Annotated in this window: 12 protein-coding genes and 1 pseudogene; 8 read left to right on the plus strand and 5 right to left on the minus strand. The window is 74.8% G+C overall.

Translation table 11 applies throughout. From position 1 onward, the window contains the following. Positions 1–181: pseudogene (locus tag ACZ6ZR_RS24695) on the minus strand (Zn-dependent alcohol dehydrogenase); the annotation flags it as partial. Between the two features lie 183 nt (positions 182–364). Between ACZ6ZR_RS24695 and ACZ6ZR_RS24700 the strand changes: the two are divergent. The 5 genes from ACZ6ZR_RS24700 to ACZ6ZR_RS24720 all read left to right on the plus strand — a co-directional run bounded on the left by ACZ6ZR_RS24700 (position 365) and on the right by ACZ6ZR_RS24720 (position 5,417). After that, on the plus strand, positions 365–1,009 hold the full coding sequence (locus ACZ6ZR_RS24700) for a class I SAM-dependent methyltransferase (RefSeq protein ID WP_465645677.1): 645 nt from the start codon (positions 365–367) through the stop codon (positions 1,007–1,009). Between the two features lie 142 nt (positions 1,010–1,151). Then, positions 1,152–1,532: a hypothetical protein gene (locus ACZ6ZR_RS24705; RefSeq protein WP_465645678.1), complete on the plus strand. Its 381-nt coding sequence runs from the start codon at positions 1,152–1,154 to the stop codon at positions 1,530–1,532. A gap of 196 nt (positions 1,533–1,728) precedes the next feature. After that, positions 1,729–3,267, plus strand: a complete 1,539-nt coding sequence (locus ACZ6ZR_RS24710) for a hypothetical protein (RefSeq protein WP_465645680.1) — start codon at positions 1,729–1,731, stop codon at positions 3,265–3,267. A gap of 7 nt (positions 3,268–3,274) precedes the next feature. Then, entirely contained in the window at positions 3,275–4,261 is a 987-nt protein-coding gene (locus tag ACZ6ZR_RS24715; protein ID WP_465645682.1) for an N-acetylmuramoyl-L-alanine amidase, read from the plus strand. 148 nt (positions 4,262–4,409) lie between these two features. Then, a complete protein-coding gene (locus ACZ6ZR_RS24720; RefSeq protein ID WP_465645684.1) occupies positions 4,410–5,417 on the plus strand; it encodes a hypothetical protein in 1,008 nt (335 codons plus the stop codon). 192 nt (positions 5,418–5,609) lie between these two features. Here the strand turns inward: ACZ6ZR_RS24720 and ACZ6ZR_RS24725 are convergent, their stop codons facing one another. The 3 genes from ACZ6ZR_RS24725 to ACZ6ZR_RS24735 form a co-directional block, all read right to left on the minus strand. Next, positions 5,610–6,668: a prenyltransferase/squalene oxidase repeat-containing protein gene (locus ACZ6ZR_RS24725; protein ID WP_465645685.1), complete on the minus strand. Its 1,059-nt coding sequence runs from the start codon at positions 6,666–6,668 to the stop codon at positions 5,610–5,612. Then, a complete protein-coding gene (locus tag ACZ6ZR_RS24730; protein WP_465645687.1) occupies positions 6,665–7,405 on the minus strand; it encodes a class I SAM-dependent methyltransferase in 741 nt (246 codons plus the stop codon). The genes ACZ6ZR_RS24725 and ACZ6ZR_RS24730 overlap by 4 nt, the downstream gene beginning before the upstream one ends. 75 nt (positions 7,406–7,480) lie before the next feature. Continuing rightward, a complete protein-coding gene (locus tag ACZ6ZR_RS24735) occupies positions 7,481–8,800 on the minus strand; it encodes a glycosyltransferase family 4 protein (protein ID WP_465645689.1) in 1,320 nt (439 codons plus the stop codon). Between the two features lie 308 nt (positions 8,801–9,108). On the opposite strand from ACZ6ZR_RS24735, the gene ACZ6ZR_RS24740 reads away from it, so the two are divergent. Then, on the plus strand, positions 9,109–9,699 hold the full coding sequence (locus ACZ6ZR_RS24740; RefSeq protein ID WP_465645691.1) for a TetR family transcriptional regulator: 591 nt from the start codon (positions 9,109–9,111) through the stop codon (positions 9,697–9,699). A 7-nt stretch (positions 9,700–9,706) separates the two neighbouring features. On the opposite strand, the gene ACZ6ZR_RS24745 is transcribed toward ACZ6ZR_RS24740, so the two are convergent. Beyond that, entirely contained in the window at positions 9,707–11,167 is a 1,461-nt protein-coding gene (locus ACZ6ZR_RS24745) for an aldehyde dehydrogenase (RefSeq protein WP_465645693.1), read from the minus strand. A gap of 287 nt (positions 11,168–11,454) precedes the next feature. Between ACZ6ZR_RS24745 and ACZ6ZR_RS24750 the strand changes: the two genes are divergently transcribed. After that, on the plus strand, positions 11,455–12,867 hold the full coding sequence (locus ACZ6ZR_RS24750; RefSeq protein ID WP_465645695.1) for a prenyltransferase/squalene oxidase repeat-containing protein: 1,413 nt from the start codon (positions 11,455–11,457) through the stop codon (positions 12,865–12,867). Beyond that, entirely contained in the window at positions 12,864–13,577 is a 714-nt protein-coding gene (locus tag ACZ6ZR_RS24755) for an SCO2322 family protein (RefSeq protein WP_465645697.1), read from the plus strand. Before ACZ6ZR_RS24750 ends, ACZ6ZR_RS24755 begins: the two co-directional genes overlap by 4 nt. Positions 13,578–13,592 lie beyond the last annotated feature (15 nt).

Here is a 13,592-nt window from a genome sequence, read left to right on the forward strand (position 1 = left end):
GCCCGGGCACGAACGGCGCCGGCTGCGGCAGCACCCCGCTCATCGCGGAGAGGTCGGAGTGGCACAGGCTGGTGGCCCGCAGCCGGACCCGGACCTTGCCCGGGCCGAAGCCGACCACCTCGACGTCCTCGCGGACCTCCAGCTCGTCCTGGCCGGTCTCGTGCAGGATCGCTGCGCGCATGGGGCTCGCTCCCGGGGTTCGCCTGTGGGTGGTGGACAGCAGCGTACGACTGCGGAGTTCTAGAACGGGTTCCAGAAAACGGCTCCCAGATATACCCCACTCCCCGCCGCACCGGTAGACCCCGCCTACCGTCCAGTAGGGTTCGCACCGGCAGACCGGCACCGCACCACAGGGAGCAGCACCATGACGGACCTTCACCCGGCCCCCGAGGTGCTCGCGTCCTTCGAGGCCGCGACCGGCTTCATGCCGGTGGACGAGGGCCTCGCGCTGTACGCCGCCGCCGTCGAGGCGGCGCGGGCCACCGGGCGTCCGGTGCTGGAGATCGGCACCTACTGCGGCCGCTCCGCGATCCTGCTGGCCGACGCCGCCCGGGCCACCGGCACCGTCGCGCTCACCGTGGACCACCACCGTGGCTCGGAGGAGCAGCAGCCGGGCTGGGAGTACCACGACACCTCCCTGGTCGACCCCGAGGTCGGCCGGATGGACACCCTGCCGGCCTTCCGCCGCACCCTCTTCCACGCGGGCCTGGAGGAGCACGTGGTCGCCCTGGTCGGCCGTTCGCCGCAGATCGCCGCCCTCTGGTCCACCCCGCTGGCCCTGGTCTTCATCGACGGCGGCCACACCGACGAGCACGCCACCGCCGACTACCTGGGCTGGGCCCCGCACCTGGCCGACGGCGGCCTGCTCGTCGTCCACGACGTCTTCCCCGACCCCGCCGATGGCGGGCAGGCCCCCTACCGGGTCTACCTGCGCGCGCTGGAGGACGGCTTCGAGGAGCTCTCCGTCACCGGCTCGCTCCGGGTGCTGCGCCGCCGCACCGCCAGCTGACCGTCCGTCAACTCCAGCTGAAGGAAGTCGGGTCCGGGGTACTCGTACGCCGTCATCCGCCACGGGCCGTCCCCGTCGGCGGGCGGCACGGCCAGGTTGACCTTCGCCGAGGCCGACGGCCAGCTCCGCGGCGGTCTCCGGCGTGAACCGCAGCACTCCCGGCTGGACCCGGTCCAGATGGCTGCGGTACGGGGCCGACTGCCATCCCGGCGGCAGCTCCCGGGCCCAACCCGCTCCCAGCTGCTCCAGCACCCAGGCCCGTTTCGCCGGCCCCCGGGTCACCAGCTCCGCCAGCACGGCCCGGGCCCGGGCCTCCCGTTCGGCCGGGGTGGCGGCCGCGACGGCCCGCACCAACGGGACGGTGAAGTTGTCCCAGATGTCCGCCAGCATGACGATCCGTCCGCGGTCGTACGTCCGGCCGTCGGCCGCCGCCTCCGCGATCTGCCCGATCGAGCGGTCCAGCAGCCCCGCCAGGGAAGCGAGTGCGCTCCCCCCTGCGTCCCCGTGGTCCATCCGGGGATGATCGCACGGGTGAACGAGCTCCGAAGATCGTTGTCATCCTGCGGGCACGATCGGGGATGCTCTAACGTCATCCCGAATGCCGGGTCGACCGGGTGCCCCGCGTTGGTGCGCCCGAGAACTGCCGGTACCGTGTCGCCGAACGGACGGACGACGCGAACCCAGGACGCACCACTTCCACAGCGGGGGCGAGGCCAGGCATGACCGAGCAGGACAGCACCGCGCCGGCGGTCTGGGACCCGACCGCCCGGGGCGGCGCCGGCGGGTGGATCCGCCCCTCGCCCGCCCAGGCCGCCCCGCAGGCGCAGCAACCCGGCGTGCCCGTCGCTCCCGCTGCCCCCGGACAGCAGCAGCTGGACGACGGCCCCAGCACCGCGATCTTCCAGCTGGCCGCCCCGGCCCCGACGCCGCCGGGCGGTCACCAGCAGCCGCTGACGCCCCCTCAGCCGGGCGGCTACGGCTACCCGGCACAGACCCCGCCCCCGCCCGGCGCGGTCGGCGACCAGGGCCCGCCGATCGGTGCCCGCCCCTACCTCCAGCAGTCCGGCCCGGCCACCGGCTTCCCGCCCGCCGCCGCACCCGGCGCACCCGGCGGTTACGGCTACCCAACCCAGCCCGCCCCCGGCGCACCCGCCGCCCCGGGCGCCCCCGGCGGCTACGGCTTCCCCCAGCCTCCGGCACCCGCCCCCGCACAGCCCGGATTCCCGCAGGCCGCACCTCAACCCGCGCCCGCCGCACCGCAGTTCGGCGCCCCGCAGCAACCCCCCGCCCAGCAGCAGCCCGGCGGCTACGGCTTCCCGCAGGCCGCGGCCCCGGCACCCGGCGGCTTCCCCCCGGTTGCCCAGCCCCAGCCCCACCAGCCCCAAGCCCACCACCCCCACGCCCAGCAGCCCGGCGGCTTCCCCCCGGCGGCCGGGGCCGCACCCGCCCCGGGCCAGTTCCCGGCGTTCCCTCAGCAGCCGCAGCAGCAGCCGCAGTTCCCGCCCCGCTTCCAGGAGTTCGACTACGAGGAGCTCCCCGAGGAGCGCCCGCGCCGCCGGGTGCCGCTGCTCGCGGCGATCGGCGTGGTGCTGGTCATCGTGATCGGCGTCGGCGTGGCCTGGGCGGTCCGCAACTCCAACGGCGACGGCGGCGGCACCGCCAAGTCCCCCTCGGGCAGCGCCACCGCGCCGCAGCCCGCTCCGGCGCAGACCCCGGACGGCTCCGCGCCGAACCCGACCGCCCCCGCCGCCACCGAGCCGTCCCCCTCCGCCTCCCCCTCCACCGTCGGCGGCCCGCAGGCCGCCACCCAGGCCAAGGCGCTGAACGACCTGCTGGCCCGGGGCGAGGGCGCGAAGGCGCCGATCGGCAACGCGGTGGCCAAGGTCAACAGCTGCCCCGGCAAGCCGGAGATCGACACGGCGGTGCAGACCTTCGAGACCGGCGCCGCCCAGCGCGACCAGCTGGTGGCCGATCTGGCGAAGCTCCAGTTCACCGACCTGCCCGGCGGGCCCGAGGCGGCCGCCCAGCTGCGGACCGCCTGGCAGACCTCCGGCGACATCGACCGGGCCTACGCGGCCTGGGCCAAGACCGTCGGCAGCCAGGGCTGCGTCAACAACGCCGCCCCCAACACCGCGGACCGCAAGCGGGCCAACGAGCTCAACCCTCAGGCGACCCAGGCGAAGAAGGACTTCGTGGCGAAGTGGAACGGCTTCGCCAACACCTTCGGTCTGACGCCGCGCACCTGGGACAGGATCTGAACCACCCGTGACCCGCTCCACCACCCCCCACACCTCCCCCACCACCGGCCCGGGCCGCGCCGCCGCGCTGGCCGCCCTCGCCTGCGCGGCCGCCCTCACCCTGACGGCCTGTCAGGGCGCCGAGGCGGACAGCTCCAGGAGGGCCGCCCAGGCCGCCCCGCCCGCCTCGGACCCCGAGGCGCCGATGCCCAGCACCTGGCCCACCGAGGTCCCGTCCTCCCCGACCCCGAACACCGGTACCGGCCCCGCCGCCACCCCCGCCCCGCCCGCCGGGGCGGCCGGGGTCCCCACCGGGGCGGGCGTCCTGACGGGCCGTACGGTGCTGCTCGACCCCGGGCACAACCCCGGCAACGTCAAGCACAGCTCCCAGATCAACCGCCAGGTGGACATCGGCAACGCCCGCAAGGAGTGCGACACCACCGGCACCAGCACCGACGCCGGCTACTCCGAGGCCGCGTACAGCCTGGACGTCTCCCACCGGGCCCGGGAGATCCTGACGGCCCGGGGCGCCAAGGTGGTCCTCACCCAGGACGACGACCGCGACTGGGGCCCGTGCATCGACGAGCGCGCCCGGATCGGCAACGAGGCCAAGGCGGACGCGGCGGTCTCGGTGCACGGCGACGGGGCCCCGGCCGCCCGCAGCGGCTTCCACGTCATCGTGCCCGCCAGGGTGAAGGCCGGGAAGGCCGACACCACCGCGATCGTCGATCCCTCCCGCCGCCTCGGCACGCTGCTGCGCGACCAGTTCAAGGCGGCCACCGACGAGCCCTACGCCGACTACATCGGCGAGCAGGGCCTGGACGTCCGCAACGACCTCGGCGGGCTCAACCTCTCCAAGGTGCCCAAGGTCTTCATCGAGTGCGGCAACATGCGGAACGAGGGCGACGCCCGGCGGATGACGGACCCTCAGTGGCGCCAGCGCGCCGCCCAGGGCATCGCCGACGCGGTCACCGCCTTCCTCACCGCCCCGGCCGCCGGCGCTACCAAGAGCTGACCCGTCCGGAGGTCATGTTGGGCGTTTTGCCACGACACTGTCCGTTTTCGGGAACCCGCCGTGCGGCGCCGAACGGCTTGGCCCTAGGCTTTTGCACCGTCCCGAACCACACAGCCGTCCACGACACACACCGACGAGGGGAACGTTAGTGAATCTGCGCGCTCTCACCAGGGGAGACGCCGCCGTCGCAGGTGCGGCCGTCCTGCTCTTCATCTCCTCCTTCCTTCCGTACCTGACGTACGAGTACTGCCTCGGCACCAGGGCGTGCAGCTCCACCTCGCACAACGCCTGGTCCACCACGCTCTTCCCGGTGCTGCCCTCGGTCTTCCTGCTGGGCATCATCGGCGCCGCCCTGATCCTGGTGCAGCGCTTCCAGGGCGAGGCCGCCAACGGGCGTCAGGTCCTCGGCCTGCGCCTGGACCAGTGGGGCACCGCGCTCTCGCTCGCCGCCCTCTGGTCCGGCCTGTGGGCCCTGGCCGGCGGCGGCGACAGCAACGTCGTCAGCCACGGCTTCGGCGCCTGGCTCAGCGTTCTCGCCCTGCTGGTGCTCGCCGGGGCGGCCGCGGCCGCCCCGCTGGTGCCCGCCCTCCAGGCCCCGCTCCTGACGGACAAGCCGGCCACCCCGGCGGCCCCGGGCTCGCCGTTCGCCCCGGGCGGCGCCTTCCAGCCGGGCCAGCCCGCGCCGGGCGCCCCGTTCGGCTACGACCAGGCCCCGGGCCAGCCCCAGCAGGTCCAGCCCGGTCAGCCGGTCCAGGGCGGCGGCCTCCCCGGCTACGGCGCCCAGCCGCAGCCCGGCGGGTACGGCTACCCGACCCCGAGCGGCGCCGGCTCCACCGCCCCGCTGCCGAACCCGGCCTCCCACCAGGAGCCCACCCAGGTCCAGCCGGCCGTCCCGGCCGCCGCCACCGCCCCGCTCCCGAACCCGGCCGCCGCCCAGCCGGCCGCCCCGGTCGCGGACTTCGCCCCGTTCTGGTTCGCCGTCCCGGCCCCGCGCCAGCTCAGCCCCAAGGACAACCCCGCCGGCCCGCCGGTCGGCGAACTCCTCCCCGGCACCTGGTACCTGGCCGTCGAACAGCGCGGCACCGCCCTGGTCGCCCAACTCCAGGACGGCTCCCACGGCCTCCTGAGCGACACCACCGGCATCCAGCGCGGCTGACCTCCCGTCAGGGCGACACGCCCGGCAGGGCAGCGCCCAGGGGCGCGAGGAACCGCGCGGGTCCGGAAGGCGGACCAGCGTGGGACCGGGGCACGCGAGCCAGTTGCATGTGCTGCCGTTCCCCGCGCCCCCGGAGTGACCAGACGCGAAAGGGGCCCCGATGGGGCCCCTTTCGCGTGTCACGCCGTCAGTTCAGCAGCAGTCCTCGACCACCAGCCCGGCCGGAAGCAGCTCGCCACCGAACACGGCCACCGTCGCGTGGTCCCCGCCCAGCGCCGCGACGGCGAGCAGCAGCGCCCCCGCCGTCCAGGTGGTCCGCTCCTCGGGCCAGACCGCGTCGTCCTCGAAGACGTACCCGGTCCAGTAGGACCCGTCCTCGTGCCGCAGGTGCTGGATCCACCGCAGGATCTCCACCGCGCGGTCGGACTCGCCCACCGCCCAGAGCGCGAGCGCCAGTTCGGCGCTCTCGCCGCCGGTCACCCAGGGCCGGTCGCTGACGCACCGCACCCCCAGCCCGGGCACCACGAACTTCTCCCAGTCCTTCTCGATCCTGGCCACCGCCTCCGGCCCGCGCAGCGCGGTCCCGAGCAGCGGGTAGTACCAGTCCATCGAGTAGCGGTCCTTGTCGAGGAACCGCTCCGGGTGGTGGCTGATCGCGTGCCGCAACCGGCCCGCCGCCAACTCCCAGTCCGGCTGCGGCTCCTCCAGGTAGTCCGCGATGGCGAGCCCGCAGCGCAGCGCGTGCAGGATGCTGGAGGACCCGGTCAGCAGCGCCTCCGCCGGCGCGCTGCCGTCCTCGTCCTGCCGCCAGGCGATCGGCCCGCCGGGCAGCCGCAGGCCCACCGTGAAGTCCAGCGCCCGCCGGACCACCGGCCAGATCCACTCCAGGAAGGGGTCGTCACCGGTGGACAGGTGGTGGTGCCAGGCGCCCACCGCCACGTACGCGCAGAAGTTGGTCTCCTTCGCCCGGCTGGTCACCTCGCCGTCCACGTACGCGGCGTACCAGGAGCCGTCCGGGTTCTGACGCCCCGCCAGCCAGCGGTACGCGGCCTCGGCGGCGGCGTGCTCGCCGGCCGTGTCGAGGGCCATCGCGGCCTCGGTGTGGTCCCAGGGGTCCAGGTGCCCGCCGCCGAACCACGGGATGGCGCCGTCGGGCAGCTGGTCGGCCAGGATGGAGCGGACGGTGTCGGCGGCCTGCCGGGCGTCCAGCACGCCGTCCAGCAGCAGCGCCTCGGGGATCGCGGCCGTCATGCGCCTGCGCCCTCCGTCCGCGGCTTGCTCGCGTAGACCACGAAGCTCTTGCCGATCACCGGGTTGAGCGCCTTCTCGGCGGCCTTGGTGATCTTGGAGATGACCGGCGTCCCGACGATGTCCCAGACCAGCAGCTGGTGGTAGGCCTTGACCGGGAGCGCCTTGTCGTTGTTGACGCCGACCGCGCACTTGATCCACCAGTACGGCGAGTGCAGCGCGTGCGCGTGGTGCTGGCCGTACGGCTCCAGCCCGGCGCCGCGCACCTTCTCGACCAGCTCGTCGCCCTTGTAGATCCGGATGTGCCCGCCCTCGACCTCGTGGTACTCGTCGGAGAGCGCCCAGCAGATCTTCTCGGGCAGGTAGCGCGGCACGGTGACGGCCAGCAGGCCGCCGGGCTTGAGCACCCGGACCATCTCCGCCAGCACGCCCTTGTCGTCGGGGATGTGCTCCATCACCTCGGAGATGATGATCTTGTCGAAGGTGCCGTCCTCGAACGGCAGGTTGAGCGCGTCGCCCTCCATGGCCACCGCCGAGGCGCCGGCCGGGGCCTCGCCGGCCTGCTCCATGGCGGCGAACCACCTGCGCACCTCGGCGATCTCCTCGGCGTTCTGGTCCAGGGCGACCACGTTCGCGCCGCGCCGGTAACACTCGAAGGCGTGCCGGCCCCCACCACAGCCCAGGTCGAGCACCCGGTCGCCGGGGGCGAGCGGGAAGCGGGAGAAATCGACGGTCAGCACTGCGGGGCTCCCATTCGTTGGTGCGGTGGTACGACGAGAAAGTGATCGGCCGTCAGTTCCCTGACACGCCGCGGCTCAGGCGACGTAGCGCCAGCCCGCCCCGGCCCGGGCCCGCTGCCCGGCCCCGGTGGCGATCGCCGCGCGGTACTGCTCGGCGGTGAGCTCGGCGGCCCGCTGCCAGGTGAACCGGGCCAGCACGCGCTCCCGCCCGGCCGCGCCGAGGCGGTCCCGGAGCGCGGCGTCGTCCAGCAGGCGCCCCAGCGCGGCGGCCAGCGCACCGGCGTCGCCGGGCGGCACCGCCAGGCAGGTCTCGCCGTCCGGGCCGGCCACCTCGGGGATGGCTCCGCCGGTGGTGGCGACCAGCGGGGTGCCGGTGGCCATCGCCTCGGCGGCGGGCAGCGAGAAGCCCTCGTAGAGGGAGGGGACGCAGGCCACCTCGGCCGAGCGGTAGAGGTCGACCATCTCCCGGTCGGTCAGCCCGGTGCGGAACTCGACGTGCGCCTCAAGACCGAAGCGGCGGACCGCGTCGCTCACCGGGCCCTCGCCCTTCTGCGGCTTGCCAACCACCACCAGGTGCGCCGGGCGCTCCGTCCGCACCTTGGCCAGCGCCTCCACCAGGTGGACCAGGCCCTTCAAGGGGACGTCCGCGCTGGAGGTGGTGACGATCCGTCCGGGCACCACGGCGACCTCGTCCGAGGGCGACCAGACCCGGGTGTCGGCGCCGATCGGCACCACCGCGATCCGGCCGGACAGGGTGCCCAGGTGCTCGGCGATCTCGGCCTTGGAGCTGCCGGAGACGGTGATCACGTGGTCCAGCCGGGCGGCCACCCGGCGCTGCATCCGGACGAAGCCGTACCAGCGGCGCTTGCCGAGCCGCTCCAGCCGGGTGGCGGCGGCGTCGATCTCCAGCTGCCGGTCCACGGTGATCGGGTGGTGCACGGTGGTGACCAGTGGGAAGCCGTGCCGGGCCAGGCCGAGCAGGCCGTAGCCGAGGGTCTGGTTGTCGTGGACCACGTCGTAGCGGCCCTTGTGGGCGGCCAGGTACTGCCGGGCCCTCAGCGAGAAGGTGAGCGGCTCGGGGAAGCCGCCGGTGCGCATCCCGGCCACCTCCAGCACGTCCACCAGGCTGCGGTACTCACGGAGCGCGGGGGTGCGGAAGGGGTCGTCCGCCCGGTACAGGTCCAGGCTGGGCAGCTCCACCAGCCGCACGCTGCCCGGGCCCTCGACCTCGTCCAGCACCGGGTAGGGCTGGGCGCCGATCACGTCCACGTGGTGGCCGAGGCGGGCCAGTTCGCGGGACAGGTGGCGCACGTAGACGCCCTGGCCGCCGCAGTACGGGTCGCCCCGGTAGGAGAGCAGGGCGATGCGCAGCGGTCGCGGCGGCAGCGCGGTCATCCGGGGCTCCTGTCCTCCACCTCCCGTCCGCACGGGCGGGGCCGGGAAGTAGATCACGTTTCATGCTTCTTCGGGCCTTGAAGATACCCGGCTCCGGGCCCGAGAGCGGCCGAGCGGCCCCCGCCTTACTACTGACGGGTACGTCAGCACCGGAGAGCTCCATTCTGACTGCTCCGCCGGGCACGCCGACCCGGCGTTCACTGTGACATAGCTCTCCCGACGCCTTCCCGCTGACGTGTCCTCACCTGCCGCCCCGTGGTTCAATCACCCCCGTCCGGAACATCACGCGCCCGCCCGGGGAGGCCCGCTTGACCACCACCGCCGCCCCCGGCGCCGGGCTCACGCCCCGTCAGGCCGAGCGCCGCCGCCGCATCCTGCGGGCCTCCACCGCGCTGGCCGCCCGCGGCGGCTACGAGGCGGTCCAGATGCGCGAGGTGGCCGAGACGGCGGAGGTCGCGCTCGGCACCCTCTACCGCTACTTCCCCTCGAAGGTGCACCTGCTGGTCGCGGTGATGCAGGAGCAGCTCCAGCAGCTCCATGAACAGGTCCGCCGCCACCCCCCGACCGGCGACGACCCGGCGGCCCGGGTCGCCGAGACCCTCACCCAGGCCTTCCATGCGCTCCAGCGCGAACCCCGGCTCGCGGAGGCCATGGTCCGCGCCCTCTCCTTCGCCGACCGCTCCGTCGGCGCCGAGGTCGACGCCGTCTCCGCCGTCACCTCCGCCATCGTCCTCGACGCCGCCCAGCTCGGCCCCACCCCCACCCCCGCCCAGCAGGCGGCGCTGCGCGTCGTCGCCCACACCTGGCACGCCACGCTGCTCGCCTGGCTCTCCGGCCGCACCTCCCTCGCCGAAGTCCGCGCCGACCTCCACACCGCGGCCCGCCTGCTCACCCTCTGAGCCGCCGTCAGGGCGCGGTGTACCCCTTGGGGAGGACGATGGTCTTGGTCTCCAGGTACTCGGCGAAGCCCTCGGGGCCGAACTCGCGGCCGACGCCGGACTGCTTGTAGCCACCGAAGGGGAGGCCGCAGTCGAGGGCGAAGGTGTTGACCGCGTAGGTGCCGGTGCGGATGCGGCGGGCGAGGTCCAGGCCGTGTTCGACGTCGGTGGTCCAGACGCTGCCGGAGAGGCCGAACTCGGAGTCGTTCGCCAGCCGGACGGCCTGCTCCTCGTCCTGGTAGGGCGTCAGGCAGACCACCGGGCCGAAGACCTCCTCCTGGGCGATCCGGCCGGCGTTGTCCACGTCGCCGAAGAGGGTCGGCTCGACGTACCAGCCGCGCTCCTGGCCCGCCGGCACCCCGCCGCCGGTGAGCAGCTTGGCGCCCTCCGCCTGGGCCAGGGCGATGTAGTCGAGGCTGCGCTGCCGCTGACGGGCCGTCACCAGCGGGCCGACCGCGGTGGCCGGATCGAGCGGGTCGCCGACCGGGAGGGCGGCGACGGCGGCGGTGAGGCGTTCGGCCAGCTCCTCGTAGTGGGTGGCGGGGGCGAGGATCCGGGTCTGGGCGATGCAGGCCTGGCCGTTGTTGAGGTAGGCGGCGGCGGTCAGGGAGCGGACGGTGCGGTCCAGGTCGGCGTCCGGGAGCACGATCGCGGCGGACTTGCCACCGAGCTCCAGGGTGACCTTCTTGAGGGTGCGGGCGGCGCTCGCCATCACCAGCCGTCCGGCGGCGACCGATCCGGTGAAGGAGACCTTGTCCACCCCGGGGTGGCCGACCAGGTACGCGCCGGTCTCCCGGCCGGCGGGCAGGATGCTCAGCACCCCCTCGGGCAGCCCGGCCTCGCGGACCACCTCGGCCAGCAGGTACGCGTCGAGCGGGGTCTCCGGGGAGGGCTTGAGCACCACCGTGCAGCCGGCCAGCAGGGCGGGCGCCAGCTTGGCGGCGGCGGCGAACTGCGGCACGTTCCACGGCACCACGGCCGCCACCACCCCGGCCGGTTCGCTGCGCACCAGGGCCTGGGCGAAGGCCCCGGCCCGCAGCTCCTCGAAGGGGTACCGCCCGGCCACCTCCAGGTAGGAGTTCCAGATCGCCACCGCCCCGTGGGCCTGGGCGGGCACGCTCCAGGAGATCGGCGAACCGTTCTGAGCGGTGATCAGCTCGGCCAGCTCCCGGGCCCGGGCGGCCAGGCCGTCCCTGATCCTGGTCACCACCGCGATCCGCTCGGCCGGCGACAGCCGGGGCCAGGGGCCCTCGTCGAAGGCCCGGCGGGCGGCGGCCACGGCGCGGTCCACGTCCGCCTCGGCGGCGTGCGGCACCCGCCCGATCACCTGCTCGGTGTGCGGGGAGACCACCTCGATCACCGCATCCCCCGCCGGGGCGCTCCAGACGCCCCCGATGAACAGCTCGCCGTGCTCCACTACCCCGGTCATCCCCGAACTCCTCCACCCGACGGACGAAAACTGATACCAGTTCTAGTCCCACGGACGGCACGGCGTCCAGACCGTGTCGGTACGGAGCGCGACGGCCGGAGGGCTAGAGTCTTGAACCGTTGGTACAACTTCATCCGCTCCTCGTCGGGGGAAGCCGGTGGCACTCCGGCACTGACCCGCAGCCGTGAAAGTCGGAATGCCCGTACGGGAGCGAGCGGCCACGTCGAGGTCTACGGGCGGTCCCCCGACCGCCGCGCAACCGCTCAGCGAAAGGTCCCCCCACCGCCATGCTCACCACCGCCCGCGCGGGCGCCGCCACCCTGGCCACCGCAGCCCTGCTGGCCGCCTCCGCCGGCACCGCCGCCCCCGCCCTCGCGGACACCCCGTCGGCCTCCCCCTCCGCGGTCGCCGCCCCCGCCGAGGTCTACGGCAAGGGCGACCCGAAGTACGACGGCGTGTGGCGGCAGTCGCTGGCCCTCACCGCGCTCTCCGCCTCCGGCGTGGTGCCCGCCGACGCCGCGGTCAACTGGCTCACCGGCCAGCAGTGCGCGGACGGCGGCTGGCCCTCCTTCCGGGCCGACACCTCGGCCACCGCCGCGGTCACCGGCCCCTGCGACCCCAAGGCCGAGGACACCAACGCCACCGCGGTGGCCGTCCAGGCGCTGAGCAAGCTGGACGGGCACCAGAACTCCGTCAGCCGGGGCGTCGAGTGGCTGAAGAAGGTCCAGAACTCCGACGGCAGTTGGGCCTTCAACCCCGGCAACCCCGGCGACGCCAACTCCACCGGACTGGCCGTCAGCGCCCTGCTCACCGTCGGCACCGACCCGGCCACCGTGGCCAAGGACGGCAAGAGCGCCTACGACGGCCTGGCCGTCTTCCAGCTCGGCTGCGCCACCCCCGTCGGCCAGCGCGGCGCCTTCGCCTACCAGCCGGCCCCGGACGGCTCACTCGCCCCGAACGGGCTGGCCAGCGCCCAGGCCGCGCTTGCCGCGGCCGGCGGCAAGCTGCCGGTCACCAACACCAACCGGGTGGACGCCGCCCCCAAGCCGCTGGACTGCTCCGCCGCCACCTCCGGCCCGGTGCCGCGCGCCGCCTCCGCCGAGGCGGTCTCCGCCCACCTGGTCGAGCAACTGGCCGCCAACGGCCAGCACCTGATGCTGACCATGCCCGGCGCCGACCCCACCCCCGACCACACCGCCACCGCCTGGGCCGCGCTCAGCCTGATCCAGGCCGGGCACCCCACCCTGGCCGCCGGCGCCACCGACTGGCTGGCCAACAACGGCTACGCCTGGGCCGCCAAGGGCGCCTCCGGCACCGACGCCTCGGCCGCCGCCACCCTGGTGCTGACCGCCCAGGCGGCCCGGCGCGACCCGCTCAACTTCGGCGGCAGCAACATCCTCCAGCTGCTGATCGACGCCGGCCCGGCGCCCAAGTCCGTCCCGGCCGCCGCGAGCGCCGCCGCCTCGGAGTACCCCAAGGGCACCAAGGCCCCCGGCTCCTCCATCACCGAGGCCGACGACAACGGCGGCTTCTCCCCGTTCTGGCTGATCGGCGTCGGCCTGCTGATCGGCATCGGCGGCGGCCTGCTGCTCAGCCTCCAGCGCCGGCGCGGCGCCCACAGCCCGGGCACGAAGCCCGCTCCGAAGACCCAGGACGCGGAGACCGCGAAGGACACCGACAAGGGCGACGAGCAGAAGTGACGCCCCGTCGACTCCGCGCGGCGGTGGCGGCCCCGGCCCTCACCGCCGCGTCCGCCGTACTGCTGACCGTACTGCTGACCACGCTGCTGGCCGTCCTGCTCCCGGCCACCGCGCACGCCACCGGCTACCGCTACTGGTCGTTCTGGAAGTCCACCGGCTCCACCTGGACCTACCAGCAGCAGGGCCCCGCCGTGTACGTGCCGCCGGACGGCGCCGTGGACGGCTGGCGCTTCGCGGTCAGCCCGGACGGCGGCCAGGACGCCGCGCGGCCCACCGGCTCCGGGGACTTCGCCGCGCTCTGCGCCGGTACCCCCGCGCAGCCGGGCAGGAAGCGGGTGGCCGTGGTCCTCGACTTCGGCACCGCCGCCGACGCCCCGTCCGGCGAGACCCCGCCCACCCCCTCGCCGCGCACCGGCTGCGCCGCCGTGGCCACCGCCGCCACCTCCGCCGAGGTGCTGGCCGCCCTGGCCCCGCCGCTGCGGTACGACTCGGCCGGCATCCTGTGCGCCATCTCCGGCTACCCGAAGGCCGGTTGCGGCGACACCGTGGCCGCGGGCGGGTCCTCCGCCGCCTCGGGGGCCGCCAAGCCCGAGGCCTCCGGAAACTCCGGGGACTCCGGCGGCCCGGCCCTCGGCGTGGTCGCGGGCGCCGCCCTGGTGGCCGTGCTGGCCGGGGCGGCCGTCTGGCAGGCCCGGCGCCGCCGCTCCTGACCCACCGTCACCTCT

It is taken from the genome of Kitasatospora sp. NPDC088742 (assembly GCF_055584905.1).

Coding starts and splice junctions, on each gene's coding strand:
- ACZ6ZR_RS24700 (WP_465645677.1), top strand. CDS start 365: ATGACGGACCTTCACCCGGCCCCCGAGGTGCTCGCGTCCTTCGAGGCC.
- ACZ6ZR_RS24710 (WP_465645680.1), top strand. CDS start 1,729: ATGACCGAGCAGGACAGCACCGCGCCGGCGGTCTGGGACCCGACCGCC.
- ACZ6ZR_RS24725 (WP_465645685.1), bottom strand. CDS start 6,668: ATGACGGCCGCGATCCCCGAGGCGCTGCTGCTGGACGGCGTGCTGGAC.
- ACZ6ZR_RS24735 (WP_465645689.1), bottom strand. CDS start 8,800: ATGACCGCGCTGCCGCCGCGACCGCTGCGCATCGCCCTGCTCTCCTAC.
- ACZ6ZR_RS24745 (WP_465645693.1), bottom strand. CDS start 11,167: ATGACCGGGGTAGTGGAGCACGGCGAGCTGTTCATCGGGGGCGTCTGG.
- ACZ6ZR_RS24750 (WP_465645695.1), top strand. CDS start 11,455: ATGCTCACCACCGCCCGCGCGGGCGCCGCCACCCTGGCCACCGCAGCC.